Source organism: Fischerella sp., assembly GCF_013388695.1.
Classification (GTDB): domain Bacteria; phylum Cyanobacteriota; class Cyanobacteriia; order Cyanobacteriales; family Nostocaceae; genus PCC9605.
This window is the reverse complement of sequence record NZ_JACAEU010000075.1, coordinates 1-14,398: the sequence shown is the minus strand read 5'-3', so window position 1 is coordinate 14,398 and position 14,398 is coordinate 1. Positions and strand designations below refer to the sequence as shown.

The following is a 14,398-nucleotide window of genomic DNA, read 5'->3' as shown; positions in this document are numbered from 1 at the left end:
GGCAGAATCCAAAAATAAGTTTCCCCAGTTTGTGGATGTACAAAACCATACAACCATAGCCATTGATAGCGCCAATGTACATTCGCTATTGGCTGCTGCCCACGGGCTACCCAAACTCGCCGAGTGTGAAAAGTTACGCTTTCTCAACTACCTTGGGTAAGATATTGTGCTTCTTAGCCGTGGTTACAAAGTACTCGCACAGTGCCAGCAAATTTGGTTAAACCGCGACATAATTGGTTCTTATTTTATTGTAAAAAATGCTTCCTTCAACAAAAGCTCGTCTCAAGCTTCTTTGTTGCCAATATATGTAACTTATTTCACTTAATTTTTCAACATCACTTCAGGTAAGTGTATCGGAGTACTTATTGCAAATACCACATTGTGAAAAAGATTATTAATATCTAAATAGTTGAAATATTTATCTTGTATGCTAGCTTGAGCTAAGCAATACCCTATTACTCTTGGAAATTGGCAATTGGCAGCTGACACTGAAAAAGTGTTATAAATATAACTTAAAATAAAGTTTAATCTTCAAATTAATACTTTAAGTATATTTACTTCTTTTAAGTATTTTTATGGTTAAATCAACTTTGTTGGAAACTCAATAACATCAATGAGCTTTTTAGGCAAGCACATATGCCATTTGATCGATTTAAATACCAAATCTTGTTAGGTTTTCATAATAAAATTTCTAAACAATCAAAAAAAGTGTTACCAAGCCAAAATCCGCTTTTTAGAACGGTTTTGGACTTGAAATTCTAATTTGATTTAGATAATGCTACCAATACTTACGCTAAAACCCTGATCCCCAAATTCAGAGGTTCATGTTAGTCTGTTGCAGTTATTAGCAAAAAGTGAAAGCGGAACGAGTTCGATTGTTGCGGGAAGCCACTCTCAGCAGTGCAACACCTACAAAATCACCAAATCTCTGTTCTACAGTTGCTTTAATAATCGGACGCATGAATCAAAAACATTTGTGGACTGTTGTCGCTGTGTGTAGCACAGTTTTGGGGATGCCCTTAGTTGGACGTGCAGAAACAACTAAGAAAACTGCTCCAACTTCTCTATCTGCATCTTCAGCTGATGTAGTTAAAGTAGGAGAATACCAATCCCCAACAGCGAACCCTGCCTCTAATGCTGCTGCGATCGCAAAGATTCAAACACATGAAGTGACAGGACGTCCAGCGGCAACGCTCTATCTGCGCGATATCCCTGTTCTCAGCTTTTTGGGTCAGAAGTCAGTTACCAGCGAAGAAACTAAAGTTGGTGAAATTGACAGTGCGGGCAAGACAAGCGCTAATCAGGCCAATCAGGGTAGCTTTGCTAAAGACGATCCAGTTCAAAGGGCTAGCAAAGTAGCAGCAAAGATCAACCAGCTAGCCTTGGATAAAGTAGACGCCAGCAAGATTATTGTGAGTTGGAAAGCAGGAGGCGCATCTACAACCTCCAATCAAGACCAGAACAAAAGCATAGCTGGTCAGCAAAAGTCTGGCGATCGCTTCATCATCAAAGTCAATAGCGAAGAACTTGTCGAAATCAATGATGACACGCGGCTAGCGGATACAACTAACGATCCGGCACAAGACGCGTTACAGGCAACCAACCGCCTACGCAGACTTATAGGCAACGCATCTCCCCTAAACGAAATAGCTAACTTACCAGTACGTTCGTCAGCCTCACTACCAAAGTTGCCGCAGCAGATTGCTGGGCGAGTGCGAGACACCATCAAGGGAGTAGCTTCTTACTACGGCTATGATTTTTCCGGCAATCGTACCGCGGCTGGTGAGAGGTTTAATCCAGAAGGAATGACAGCGGCCCATCGCAGCTTGCCCTTTGGTACACGAGTACGTGTCACCAACACCCGCAATGGCCGTTCCGTTGTTGTACGAATTAATGACAGAGGCCCATTCATTCGCGGTCGAGTTATTGACCTTTCCACAGGTGCAGCACGAATTCTGGGAATGATGGGTAGCGGCATAGCACCAGTGAAAATAGAAGTCCTGGGAAGGTAAAGATATTGGTTAGTGGTTGGTGGTTAGTGGTTGGTGGTTAGTGGTTAGTAGGGGCGGGTTTAGCCACAAATTTATAGGCTTCAATCACAAAAGATCTATCAAAACCCGCCCGTACATTGGTTGGTTATTTCCAATGCCCAATGCCCGATGCCCACTCTCCCACTCCCCGATTTCCCCAACCCGATTCCCCATTACCCCAGTCACTACTCTCTTGCCTCCTTTTCAGATATAAACTAACGGGGAGAGCAAAGGAAAGACTAGGGGTATTTTTGTGCGCCTGTTGACAACAATTGCAGCTCTAAGCTGCTACTTAGCTAAACGCCGCTCGTCAGAAAACATGCTTTTGGAGCAAGAGCGGCCATCAGAATTTGAAGTAACTGGCATATCCTTGACAGCAGTCGGTCTTGTTCCCACAATGGGAGCCTTACATCAGGGTCATTTAAGCTTGATTCAACGGGCGCGACAAGAAAATGCTACGGTAATTGTCAGTATTTTCGTCAATCCTCTGCAATTTGGCCCGAACGAGGATTATCATCGTTATCCCCGCACCTTAGATCAAGACCGACAACTGTGCGAACAAGCTGGAGTAGATGCGATTTTTGTACCAACTCCGGAAGAGATGGGAGTTGACCTGAAGAATATACAAGACTCAAAAGTTACACAAGTCATCCCACCATCTGCTACGATCTCAGGCTTGTGTGGTCGTTCTCGACCAGGTCACTTTCAAGGAGTGGCTACGATCGTGACCAAGCTTTTCAACTTGGTACAGCCTGACCGAGCCTATTTTGGTCAAAAAGATGGTCAGCAACTGGCAATTATCAGACGGCTAGTAGCTGATTTGAATTTCTCGATTGAGATTGTTGCTTGCCCAACTGTGCGGGAACCATCTGGTTTAGCCATGAGTTCTCGCAACAAATATTTGACTGCTACAGAAAAGCAGCAAGCAGCAGTGTTGTATCGCGGTTTGCGGCAAGCTCAAGCAGCTTTTCGCGCCGGAGAACGCAATACGAGCAAGCTAATAGCAATAGTGCAGCAAGAAATAGCAATGGTCAGTTCTGTATCTGTGGAATATATTGAATTGGTTGAACCGACTACGTTAATACCTTTAAAAACAGTTCAGGAGGAAGGAATGCTCGCGATCGCTGCTCGTCTTGGTTCTACACGTTTAATTGACAACACGATTCTGCGCGATCGCCAACCAATCATCGCCATTGATGGACCCGCCGGAGCTGGAAAATCTACGGTTGCCCGCCAAGTAGCGGCAAAATTGGGTCTAGTATATTTGGATACAGGAGCGATGTACCGTGCTGTTACCTGGTTGGTGCTGCACGAGGGAATTGCTATTGATGATGAGTGTGCGATCGCTGAATTAGTTAGCAGGTGTGTAATCGAACTGGCTCCCGGGCAGGATTTACAATCTCCGGTGCAGGTTTGGATTAACGGTCATAATGTTACCCAGGTAATTCGCTCAACAGAAGTAACATCGAAAGTCTCAGCCATAGCTGCACAAAGCGCTGTGCGTCAAGCACTGGTAAAACAACAGCAAAGCTGGGGCAAAAAAGGTGGTTTAGTCGCGGAAGGACGGGATATTGGTTCCCACGTTTTCCCCGATGCAGAAGTGAAAATCTTTTTAACCGCCTCTGTGAAAGAACGCGCGCGTCGCCGCCTGCAAGACTTTCAAAAACAAGGTCAAAGCGAAGTATCTTTGGAACAGTTAGAGAAAGATATAGCTGAACGGGACTGGAAAGATAGCACTCGCAAAGTTTCGCCTTTAAAGAAAGCACCTGATGCTGTTGAAATTAGTACTGATGGTCTATCGGTAACTGAAGTGACAGAAAAAATAGCGGACTATTATCAGCAACGGTTATCTCAATTTTAAGCAAGCAGCGGGTTAGAAGTAATGCGATCGACTCAGTTATCAAGAATATTGGCGATCGCGCCCCCATTCAAGCTATTATCCTGAATTTTTGGTTTCTACGCTCTTTGTTGAGTAAACCTTAACTTGTCGAAATTTTAAGAATTGACAAAATCTTAGAGTCAAATGGTTAATTTATTTGTAGCGAGAGCAGCACGGCAGAAATAACCAGAATGTGAGAGTATGGACAAAAATGTAGATTTTATAAGCATTATAATCTTCTGTTTCTTGCCTTGTTGTACTAGAGACTCTTGTACAAACTCGCTATCCTAGAGGAAGAGCAAGACGATACTTAACAAATGAGCTTTAGAACCTTTCAGTTAAGTCTGTATCATCTCCGCCCTTGGCTGACCCTCATAGTAATTGTGTGGTTGCTAGGCTCATTGGGCTTAGGCTGGTTAGTAAATTCATTGCTGATTATTTTTGGGCTACTTTTACTCGCACCGATTGTGGCATTTTTTGGCTTCCGTTGGTGGCTACAACGTAACTTAGTTAGCGATCGCTGTCCCGTCTGTGAATACGAATTTACAGGTTTAAATCAAACCCAGTTGCAGTGTCCTAACTGTGGAGAGGCTTTGTTAGTGCAACAGGGTCGTTTTCAGCGCTTCACACCTGAAGGCACAATTGATGTAACAGCAGTTGAAGTACCAGCTAAATCACTGGAAGATTAGTCAATAGTCATTAGTCATTAGTCATTTGTCCTTTGTCTTTACTAATGACTCTTGACTAATGACGTACTTACGTACTACACCCATTACTTTGTCGGCTGATAGGGGTGCAGCGATAGAATCTGTTGAACCTACAACTTTGGCTCGAACTCGATCTAAAGAGCGATCGCTGTCCGTTAAAATAATTATTGGCGTATTAGCAAACAAAGAAATACGTCTTAACTGAGCGCAAATTTCGTACCCACTGGCGACTGGTAAAACCAAATCTAAAAAAATCAGGTCTGGCTTATGCTCAATTAAAATTGGTAAGGGATGAACAGCATCTTGGATCTTAATTAGTCTCAACCCATTATGAATAATAATTTCCTCTAGCATTTCGCTCACCTGAGGGCGATCGTTCACACAGGCGATCAGCGGAATAGTTGGTGTTTTTGGTTTGGTGGCGCTATGGTTATCCTTAACTTCAATTACTCGTAAAGGTAAGTCAGGAACTTCCACCAGTTCAATAATTCCTTGAAAGATATAGGGAAGCAAAGAACGGGAAACTGACAACACACTCTGCTTCATTTTCACGGCTAAGTCCAGTAGAGTATACTTGCCGTTGATTAAAGTTACAAAATTTTTGTAGACACCTGAACTTACTTGTTGCTGGAGCTGTTCTGCTCTGTGCACTGTTGGTGCTAAGTTAGGAGAAAGATTTGCTAAACCAGCTTCCAACCAATTTTTCCATGATTCCTCCATGAGTTTGAAAAATTTATCGGCGCTCATCAAGTTCGTTGATGCTGGCAAAATGATTTCTTGGTTGCGATCGCTATTTACCGAAGAAAAATTTGCCTGTTGAACGAGATCAAATAATAATTCTGCGATCGTGTTTTCCACAACAGCATTCATTTGTTCGCGCTTAATTTTCTGTTGAGCGTACAAATATTCTAGAAGGCGATAATCCCAGTAATCTATGGATACGTCTTGAGAGCACAACTGCATATTATCAAGGTCAATTTCAGGGCAATATTGAGCCATCTGTCTACGCCAGCGCCGGAAGGGATGAGTTCCTCCTGTTGCCCAAATTATTTGTCCTGATTGATAATAAAAATTCCACTTATATCCCTTGGTACTTTTAATAAGTAACTTGCCACTGTATTGTAATTCAGTACAATCTTTAAATTCGTTTATTAATTTATCTGCTACCATCGGTTGCGGATGGCTCATACTTTTTTCCTTTTATTAATAAGTCATCCTGTTGCGGACTAGAATAGGTAGAAATTAGTCAGCAAATATATTTTCGGAGTGTAAATAAATTCCAGCAAACTATCTAAATAGCTGCTTCTTCTTCAGACTCTATATTCCTAGCTATGTTTAAATCACCAAGTGTGATTGCTATATTCCAAAATGGAGATGCACCCAGAATTTATATATCATGTTATACTATTATAACCAGGAAAAAATCAGTGTAAATCCTGATTTTGTGTGGCAATAAACCTGGATTTGTTAGGTTTGATTAATCAGAGTATTCTGCAAAATTAGCTATCAAAATATAGTGAGGTAAATTGTTAGTAATTAGTAGTTAGCGGGTAGTGGTGATGAATAACTAACAACTAACAACTAACAACTAACAACACACTTCTATGATTAGCTGGGGTTTTTATGACTGGCAACTGCTACTCTCAGATTACCTTGGTATTCTGAGAGCAGTTTTAAGCCTTGTTCCCTGTCTAAACCAGTCCAATGCATTAACAGCGCCAACTTTACCCAGTTGCCGCTACGTTCTAGCAATAATCCCGATGCTTCGCGACTTAAACTTGTGAGGTCTTGCAAAATTCGCAAAGCCCGATCGCGTAATTTGTTATTAGTCACCGCTACATCTACCATGCGATTTCCATAGACTTTGCCCAAGCGTACCATCACACCGGTAGAAAGGATATTTAAAGCTAGCTTAGTTGCTGTGCCTGCTTTCAGGCGAGTGGAACCAGCTAGTACCTCTGGCCCTGTCAGCAAGCGAATATCAATATCCGCTTCCACACTCACTTGTTCGGCAGGTACACAGGCAATAAAAATAGTAGTAGCCCCCCGTTGACGGGCAGCATTAATGGCTCCATGAACAAAAGGTGTTGTACCGCCAGCGGTAATCCCGACTACTACATCTAATTGTGTTATTTGTCGTTGTGCGATCGCCGCTTCTCCATCTTGGAAACGGTCTTCTAAATCTTCAGAACTGCGTACTAATGCGCCAGCACCGCCAGCAATGATTCCCTGTACTAGTTCCGGAGGCGTACAAAAAGTCGGCGGACACTCAGCAGCGTCTAACACCCCTAACCTCCCACTCGTTCCCGCACCGACATAAAACAGACGTCCTCCGTGGCGCAAAGACTCTGCTGTGCGTTCAATTGCTTGAGCCAATTGCATTTTAGCAGCAGCAACAGCAGCCACTGCTTTTTCATCTTCGCGATTAAAAATTTCCACCAATTCTAAAGAACTGAGTTGGTCTAAATTCTGGCTATTTGGGTTAACCTGCTCTGTAAGAAGATGCCCACGCTCCTGCAAATTTGTCATTTTTCTTTGTCCTTTGTCATTTTCCTTCGTCCTTGCTCATTTGTCCTTTGTCATTTATCATTTGTTGGTTGTTTGTTAGTTGTTGGTTGTTCACCACTAACTACTAACTAATAACCAATAACCAATAACCAATAACCAATAACCAATAACTAATGACTAATGACTCATCACAACAATCCTTCTAATCTGCGGCGAATGCTGTCTAGTTCGGAATCAGACAATTCCGGTTCCTCTTGTTGTGATTCTTGATTATCAGGTAGAGCGTCCTCTTCAGTCTCCTGTATTTCTGCATCTGGTTTCCAATCGGTTTCTTCCACATTGATTTCTGGGGGAACCGCTAAACCACTGTTTTCGGAGATGATTTCCCAATCATAGTCAGCACTCAGGCAAAATTCTTTGATTTCCTCAGAATCTATCGCCTCGACTGTGGGTATGGGAAAATCTTGAGCTTCTAACATCAAAGCAAAGCGGGTAGCATCGTCTTCTGACTCGAACATCAGAATTTTATTGCGATCGCCCACTCGGACTGTGTGAATTCCCTCATTGTCTGTGCCGGCATTAAAAAGTAATACAAAAACACGCATGGGTGTAATCATCTTTTCTATCTTTGGGATCTATTTTTAATTAAAGTTCTAGCTTGTGTCCAAAGGAAAAAAGAAAGAAGGGTTTAGATAGCCAATTAAAATTCCCCTAACCGTCAAACTATGTAGGTTAGGGGATATAAAAAATGGGGCGTTCTGAATCAAAGTATGAATCCAAATGTAGAGACGCGAAATTTCGCGTCTCTACAGGGGTTTTAGCAGAACGCAAAATCATTTTCATACATGAAATCAGCAACGCCAAAAATGGCTACTTAGCATTAGCTCTGAAGCTATGAGCACAAACAATTTAAAATTTCTGTCCTGCAATAATCGATCGCACTTCGCCGTTACGGCGGATGATTGCTTCTCCGTTGGCGACATCTACTAGTGTCCAGCCACTAGCACCAATGCTTTCACCAATATCAACGCGGCGACTCACACCGTTGATTTGAAATAAAGCAGCGGATTTGTTTCCTAACTCTAACAATCCTTCTAGGGTATGAGAGGGAGCAGGAGCAGATGAAACAGATGCCACTTGTTGTTTAGGTGGCGCTGGCTCTGGTTGTGGTGCTGTAGCTGTGGGTAGTTTGGGAGGCGCTAACAGGGTAGGAAGAGACGGTATGGCTGGCTTGGGTGCTTGCTGCACAGCGATTGGCGCTGTTTTCACTTCTACAGGCTTTAGGTGCGATCGCACGGCTGCAAACAAATCCGCAGGTTTACTTGGTTTAGTCACAGTATTGTGTGAAGATTTTACATTAGATTCGGGTTTATTTGCATTTGCTGCTGTTTTGCTAACAGTGGATGGCAGTGGTGGTAAATTTGTAGCAATGCCACCAACAGCTGGAGGCACGTAGCGCATTGGCAAAGGTGCTTGATAAACAGGAATGTAAATTCGCTCTACCATGCTGGTGGAGTGCTTAGGGGCGGGAGTTGTATTGTTAGCTGCTAAAACAGGTGGTAGATTAGCATTACCAGTAGGTTGGTCGTTCTTCACATAGGCAAGGGCTGTACGGTTAGTTGTTAACCCTGGTGTCAGTGCAACATTGCTACCTTTGAGATTGTGTTTTGCGGCTTGAGCGTCTATAACGGCGAGCGCTCCCAGCATATAATTAGCTAAATCTGCCTCTACTTCTGCTTTTGTCGGCAACTGCGGCTGCAACTGCGGCTGTGGTACTTCCAAAGCTTGCTGGAGAGATTGCGATACCAGACGGTTGAGCAAACCAGAGTTGAGCATCCACGCCATGCCAGCGATCGCCAATCCCAAGGTTGTTCCCATACTCAGCATTTGGCTAAACCAGTGCCGCGATTTTGGACGCACTTTCTTGACTATTTTGCTGACACGAGGAGCATTCACTACAACCGCGTTGGGGTTGTTCCGATAATGCGACACTGTTTGTATGTTTCCCAAGGGTGTGTCTGGCAAAACAATATGCGGCATTCTTACTGTTTGCAGATGAGTATATGCTTGTTGCACCGTTTGCGAAGGTAGATTTGTACCACCATCCAGAATTGAGTCTATCTCGGCAAACAGGTCATCCATAAAGCCATCAGCATAGGTTTCTATCGTCCAAGGTTCGCTGGCGATTAATTCCTCCGATGGATCTGGAATAATGAGATTGGTGCTGGCTTCTTGAGACATAGCGATTTTCAGTTTTGGCTTTGTCGGGGGGCAACCGATGAATTGTTACCCCTGTTTATGCGGATTTTGGATTAAAAATCTATAGTCCCGTCTGAGGTAGACGGGTTGATGATTTCTTCGGTATTAAATTCGACTGCGATCGGCAAACGGTTAATGATGCTCAGTATGTACTGGTGTCATCAATCATACTAACTTATTCCCGATATACCCTACTACTATACTCCCGCTTCATAAAGTTTGGTTGGACATTAAGGCTGAAAAATCAGTTTCTGTCCTGGTTTTACGCAATTCTAGATAGATCAGTAGAGCATTTACATCGGCTGGGTTAACACCACCAATACGTGCTGCTTGACCGATAGTAAGCGGTTTTACCTTAGCGAGTTTCTCTCGCGCTTCTTTAGAAAGAGTATCAATCGATGCGTAATCCAAATCCGCAGGTAACTGACGGTTAGCCTGACGAGCAATTTGCTCAATTTGATTTTGCTGTCTGGCAAGATAACCAGAGTACTTAATGTCAATTTCTGCGCCTTCTGTTTCAGCACGGTTAAGCTGGGAATTTCCCAGTCCGTACCTATTGAGGTCTACATAATGAAATCCCGGACGCCGCAATAAGTCAGCAAGGGTAATCGAACCTTTGATGGCTTGTCCTGTAGCTTGGGCGATCGCTTTGCCAATCTCATCATGTTCTTTCACCCGCGTGGCGTGCAGCCGTTCTTTTTCTGCTGCGATATTTGCCTGCTTGCGGGTAAATAACTCCCAACGGCGATCGCTAATCAAGCCAATTTCTCGTCCCAAGGGCGTCAAACGCTGATCGGCATTATCAGAACGCAAGATTAAGCGATACTCCGACCTGCTAGTCAGCATTCTATAAGGTTCGCGCAAGTCTTTCGTACACAGATCGTCAACCAGCGTACCGATATAACTTTCCTCACGCGGGAAAACGATCGCAGATTGACCGCGTACAAACCGCGCCGCGTTAATTCCCGCTACAATGCCTTGGGCTGCGGCTTCTTCGTAACCAGTTGTACCGTTAATTTGTCCTGCACAGAACAGCCCTTCTATTTTCTTTGTCATCAGTGTGGGATAACACTGGTTCGCAGGTAAATAATCGTACTCTACTGCATAGGCCGGACGCAGCATAATACACTTTTCCAAACCGGGGAGACTCCGCAACATTTGTAGCTGCAAGTTTTCTGGCAACCCCGTCGAAAAACCTTGAATGTAAAGTTCCGGTATATCCCTGCCTTCCGGTTCGATAAAGATTTGGTGGCTTTCTTTATCAGCAAAGCGGACAATCTTATCTTCAATACTGGGACAGTAACGCGGCCCTTTGGCTTCTACCCAGCCGCCATACACCGGTGAAAGGTGCAAATTTTCTCGAATCAGGCGATGAGTTTCGGCTGTGGTTCGGGTCATATAGCAGGGCATTTGTTCCCTTTCTACCCACACTTCAGGGTCGAAGCTAAACCAGCGGACGTCTGCATCTCCTGGCTGGAGTTCCATTTTGCTGTAGTCTGCGGATCTCTTATCTACCCGTGCGGGAGTACCCGTCTTCAAGCGGCTTGTTTCAAAGCCCATACGTTGCAGTGTTTCTGTTAAGCCCTCAGCAGCAAATTCACCAGCACGTCCTGCTGGCATCGACTTGTTACCAACCCAGATTCGTCCTCCCAAAAATGTGCCAGTGGTGAGGATGACCGCTTTGCACTCGAATGCTACACCAAAGTAAGTCTGCACGCCAACAATTTCATCGTTAGCGCCCAGCACCAAATCCGTAACCATTCCTTCGCGAACAATCAAATTGTCTTGGTTCTCAACAATAGCTTTCATCACCGCCGCGTATTCCCGCTTGTCAGTCTGGGCGCGTAATGCCCAAACCGCAGGGCCCCGTGAAGAGTTGAGAATCCGCTTTTGCAGATAGGTACGGTCTGCCATCTTACCTATTTCTCCGCCCAGTGCATCCACCTCATGGGTCAACTGAGATTTGGCAGGGCCACCCACCGCTGGGTTGCAGGGTTGCCAAGCAATTTTATCCAAGTTCAGCGTCAACAAAAGAGTACGACAACCGAGGCGTGCGGTAGCAAGGGCTGCTTCACAACCGGAGTGACCTGCACCGACGACGATGACATCAAAAGTGTCTTGGAATTCTACGGAATTGTGCATGGTCATGATTAAGGAACACTAAGCTCAGAGATACTATCAATTTTAACCGATACATATGTTTTCATGGTCGTAGATTATATGATAAAGATGTGCATCAACTTTCAACTTTTATTTATTCATCAAAATAATTTGTAGCTGTTGTTTGGCATTGAGCAAAAAATGTCTACTTCAGCTTATTTGAGCTATTTCATTGTTTTCTCGGTTGAATATTTTTCAATTGAAATGGCAATAAAAATATAGCTATTGTTTTCAGGGTGCTGCTTTATGAAAGTAATTTTTAAAAGGACGATTTTTTTAACAATTATCGCCTTGATTGTTTTTACCTTAGTGACTAGTAGCGGAACTAGACACCACATCTTGAGTCAATCTAACCAAAACTCAGATAATTGCGTTATTGTTGATTCATTAGGCGATCGCAAACAATCATCTCAAAGATGTACAAATATACCTAAAAATATCACGAGTTCTACTACATATTTTAATTCTGAACGAAAATTGACGGGCAAGCTACGTTTTTTGGCAGCGATTACAGATAAGTTACTAACTATCCCTCAATCTGGTACTTATGAATATACTTTATTGCGTGCCTATGGTGCTGCTTTTGTAAATCAAGACCCAGAAATAAAACTGCCAACAAAAGTGATTTTGAATAACGAACAAGAAACACAAGATTTTCAAGCTACCTTGACGATGGCTAAAGTAAATGATAGCTACGACTGTTATTTACAAAAAGCGGCAGCCGATGCTTTAAATAGAGCAAAAGCACAAGTAATAATCCCTTTAAAATCTGGTTATGGTGATAGTGACTGTACTCGTAGTTTTACCACAACTGTCAGGTTTTGGAGAAAATACGCTAACGATAAAACTTTGGCGAGAGTACGACAGGGTGAAGAAACAAAAATTCTTGGTACAGTCGCACCTCCTGGTAGTTCACAACATCTTTGGGGAATAGCAATTGATTTAAGAGTATCAAATGAAGTGCAAAAACAGGCTTTAAATCGAAATGGTTGGTTTCGGACAGTAGAAAATGATATACCCCATTGGACTTATGTCGGTTATCCACCAGAGAAATTGAGTGAATTTGGGTTTAAAAATAAAGTGGTTAGTGGGGTTAGCTATTGGCTGACTCCTTTGTAAACAGACTTCAGCAGTATAGAAAAATTCCAATCTACAGGTAGAGGACTGTTAAGTATGTGAATTATTTATCATAAAAGTAAAATAAAGTGTACTATAGCAATTCTATGTGAGTTGTGAACATGGTTTTTTTTTAAACGAACCACAAAGTACACATAGACGCGCTAGCGGCTTCCCGCAGGGTAGGACACAAAGTTAAATATAACAAACAGATGGAAGAGTAAATTAAAAATTAGCTAAAAACAGGCTTAAATTAGCGTTGACAATTGAGATATAAGATTTTGGGTCATCATGATTGCTCGTTTTCCTAATAAATTTCGTAAAACCCTTTCTTTAGTTCTTGGTTTGGGAACTGCTGCTAGTGTAGGATTATCTGCTCCCGCGCCAGCAAGTGCGATTCCATTTCAGGATTTAATTGTTCCTGGAATTCAGTATTTCCAACTTTCTAATCTTTCAACTAAGCAAAAAGCTGCATTGGGTGGCGACATCCACCAACAAGTAAGAAGAAATTACAGGCTCGGTACTAATGCGTATGTTAACAAGGTAGGTCAACGATTAGTTCGAGCTAGTGACTGTTCCCAAACTCCTTTTAAATTTTATGTAGTTCAAAACTCAAGCATTAATGCCTTTGCCACCACGGGTGGCTATGTCTATGTCCACACTGGGTTGTTACAAGCAGTGGATAACGAAGACCAGTTGGCATCGGTTTTGGCGCATGAAATTGCTCACATTTGTAATGACGACTTAATCAACAAACTGAAACAAGCACAACTAGCTCAAGGGGCGGCTTCGCTTGCTGGCTTAGATAGAAGCAATTTGGCGGCTTTAGCTTATAAGGTAGCTATAGACTTACCAAATAGCCGTGACGCTGAATTTGATGCCGATGCTAAAGGATTGCAGTATATGCAACGGGCGGGTTACGATGCGAATGCTATGCCAGCATTTCTAAGGAAATTAGTGAATCGTTCTTCTAGACCGACGTTTTTGAGTACTCACCCAAATGCAAAAGAGCGAATCGCTGTTTTAGAAAAGAAAATCGCTGCTGGTGAGTAGACTTGTTGTAGAAGTAGGATTAACTCAAAAGTTGCATCTGGGAGAGCCAGAGGCTCTCATTCTCGTTACCAAGTTGAACCTGGTAACAAGGGTGGCTTGTCTGGGGACTGTTGCTACCCCTGTCAAGGTGTGAGTCTTGAAAATGGATTTTTCTTGGTGTCTATGTGTCTTGGTGAGTCCAGCCCCCGTCTTGGCTTCTGCCGAGATGGGGGACTGGCGAACCCGGAGGGTGGTGAAAAAAGAATGATTGAAACACTAAGACACTAAGACACAAAGAGGAAAATCCCCGATCCCTACTTTCAAGCTAGATGCGATCGCCTCCGCAATAATCAGGAGTCGCCAGTTTCCCATTACACATCCAGCCGATTTTGTTCGCTAATTTTGAACTTCGCCACAGTTGCTTGCAATTCCTGAGAAATTCTGACTGTTTGTTGCAATGACTGAGAAATTTGACGTGAGGAGCTACTGGTACTTTCTGACACTTGAGATATTTCTGCAATTAACTTAGTGACTGCTTGTGATGTTTCTACTTGAGATACAGTCGCCTGAGAAATTGACTGCACTAACTCATCAATTTGGCGAGAAACACTCAGAATCTGGTTGAGAGAGATTTTGGCATTTTCTACAATGCGAGAGCCTTCCACTACCTGGATAGTTCCCAGTTCCATTGCTTTGTCAACTTCAGC

11 protein-coding genes and 2 pseudogenes are annotated in these 14,398 nt (G+C 43.2%); 6 read left to right on the top strand and 7 right to left on the bottom strand.

Translation table 11 applies throughout. The features are described 5' to 3' along the window. Positions 1-122 (bottom strand): annotated as a pseudogene (locus HXY43_RS10235) (IS630 family transposase); the annotation flags it as partial. Between the two features lie 837 nt (positions 123-959). Between HXY43_RS10235 and HXY43_RS10230 the strand changes: the two are divergent. The 3 genes from HXY43_RS10230 to HXY43_RS10220 all read left to right on the top strand — a co-directional run bounded on the left by HXY43_RS10230 (position 960) and on the right by HXY43_RS10220 (position 4,598). Continuing rightward, complete coding sequence (locus HXY43_RS10230; protein WP_290882979.1) at positions 960-2,012, top strand: septal ring lytic transglycosylase RlpA family protein; 1,053 nt, start codon at positions 960-962, stop codon at positions 2,010-2,012. A gap of 271 nt (positions 2,013-2,283) precedes the next feature. Continuing rightward, complete coding sequence (locus HXY43_RS10225) at positions 2,284-3,891, top strand: bifunctional pantoate--beta-alanine ligase/(d)CMP kinase (RefSeq protein WP_290882977.1); 1,608 nt, start codon at positions 2,284-2,286, stop codon at positions 3,889-3,891. A 335-nt stretch (positions 3,892-4,226) separates the two neighbouring features. Continuing rightward, positions 4,227-4,598: a hypothetical protein gene (locus HXY43_RS10220; RefSeq protein WP_290882975.1), complete on the top strand. Its 372-nt coding sequence runs from the start codon at positions 4,227-4,229 to the stop codon at positions 4,596-4,598. A 21-nt stretch (positions 4,599-4,619) separates the two neighbouring features. Here the strand turns inward: HXY43_RS10220 and HXY43_RS10215 are convergent, their stop codons facing one another. The 5 genes from HXY43_RS10215 to mnmG form a co-directional block, all read right to left on the bottom strand. Beyond that, entirely contained in the window at positions 4,620-5,804 is a 1,185-nt protein-coding gene (locus tag HXY43_RS10215; protein ID WP_290882972.1) for a response regulator, read from the bottom strand. 420 nt (positions 5,805-6,224) lie between these two features. After that, a complete protein-coding gene (gene murQ / locus HXY43_RS10210; protein WP_290882969.1) occupies positions 6,225-7,145 on the bottom strand; it encodes an N-acetylmuramic acid 6-phosphate etherase in 921 nt (306 codons plus the stop codon). Between the two features lie 167 nt (positions 7,146-7,312). Then, on the bottom strand, positions 7,313-7,741 hold the full coding sequence (locus HXY43_RS10205) for a DUF3110 domain-containing protein (RefSeq protein WP_290882967.1): 429 nt from the start codon (positions 7,739-7,741) through the stop codon (positions 7,313-7,315). A 292-nt stretch (positions 7,742-8,033) separates the two neighbouring features. Beyond that, entirely contained in the window at positions 8,034-9,365 is a 1,332-nt protein-coding gene (locus HXY43_RS10200) for a hypothetical protein (RefSeq protein WP_290882965.1), read from the bottom strand. 228 nt (positions 9,366-9,593) lie between these two features. After that, on the bottom strand, positions 9,594-11,531 hold the full coding sequence (mnmG, locus tag HXY43_RS10195) for a tRNA uridine-5-carboxymethylaminomethyl(34) synthesis enzyme MnmG (protein WP_290882963.1): 1,938 nt from the start codon (positions 11,529-11,531) through the stop codon (positions 9,594-9,596). A 258-nt stretch (positions 11,532-11,789) separates the two neighbouring features. Here mnmG and HXY43_RS10190 point away from each other — a divergent pair, with 258 nt between their 5' ends. From HXY43_RS10190 to HXY43_RS10180, 3 genes are all read left to right on the top strand, one after another. Next, positions 11,790-12,662 (top strand): D-alanyl-D-alanine carboxypeptidase family protein, encoded by an 873-nt coding sequence (locus HXY43_RS10190; protein ID WP_290882960.1) that lies wholly within the window; start codon positions 11,790-11,792, stop codon positions 12,660-12,662. A 288-nt stretch (positions 12,663-12,950) separates the two neighbouring features. Next, positions 12,951-13,712, top strand: a complete 762-nt coding sequence (locus tag HXY43_RS10185; protein WP_290882958.1) for a M48 family metallopeptidase — start codon at positions 12,951-12,953, stop codon at positions 13,710-13,712. Beyond that, positions 13,705-13,845, top strand: a complete 141-nt coding sequence (locus tag HXY43_RS10180; RefSeq protein ID WP_290882955.1) for a hypothetical protein — start codon at positions 13,705-13,707, stop codon at positions 13,843-13,845. The genes HXY43_RS10185 and HXY43_RS10180 overlap by 8 nt, the downstream gene beginning before the upstream one ends. A 217-nt stretch (positions 13,846-14,062) precedes the next feature. Here HXY43_RS10180 and HXY43_RS10175 read toward each other — a convergent pair. After that, positions 14,063-14,398, bottom strand: a pseudogene (locus HXY43_RS10175) (chemotaxis protein); the annotation flags it as partial.